This is a genomic window from Microvirga roseola, from assembly GCF_020866965.1.
Lineage (GTDB): Bacteria > Pseudomonadota > Alphaproteobacteria > Rhizobiales > Beijerinckiaceae > Microvirga > Microvirga roseola.
The window spans coordinates 1-483 of record NZ_JAJATX010000201.1 but is presented as its reverse complement, the minus strand read 5'-3'; the positions used below and the strand labels follow the sequence as shown (position 1 = coordinate 483).

At 60.5% G+C, this 483-nt stretch carries 1 protein-coding gene; it reads right to left on the bottom strand.

The window, feature by feature from the left end; genetic code table 11:
- Nucleotides 1-33: 33 nt before the first annotated feature.
- Nucleotides 34-366, bottom strand: coding sequence for a replication initiation protein RepC (gene repC / locus LG661_RS24875; RefSeq protein ID WP_268995522.1), 333 nt, complete (start codon nucleotides 364-366; stop codon nucleotides 34-36).
- Between the last annotated feature and the right edge of the window lie 117 nt (nucleotides 367-483).

Genomic DNA, 483 nt, shown 5'->3' with positions numbered 1-483 from the left:
GGTGACGAGGCTTTTCCCGGGATTGCGCCGAGATTACGACATGCGCCGTCTCCTCATTGCGAGAAGCTCGACGGCAAGGTCGATCTTGCCGCCCTTGATCATGCGAACGAGGGCGCGGAAGTACCCGCCCGGGTTCTTGATCCGGCTCTCGCCCCCGTTCTTGGCCACGTCGTCCTCGTAGAGCTGCAGGACGTAGATCACCGCAGTTGCAGCCCTGACAGTGCCAAGTTCCTCAACCGCCTCAACCCAGGCGCTTTCGTTCGCTCCCAGCGACGCTCGCAGGTACCGGCCGGCGGAGACGATATCTGCCAGATCCCGCACCGGTTCACCGTAGTCGCTGAGGGTGGGGCAGGCCTCAATGATCAAAGCCGGTGATAGGTGCTCTGCCGGTTGTTCGCTTGGAAGAACGGCTCCAGCTTTCCTCGGAAAGCCCTTGTTACAAGCTTCGGTAGGAGATCCGTTGTTGTTATTAGTGTGACGGCA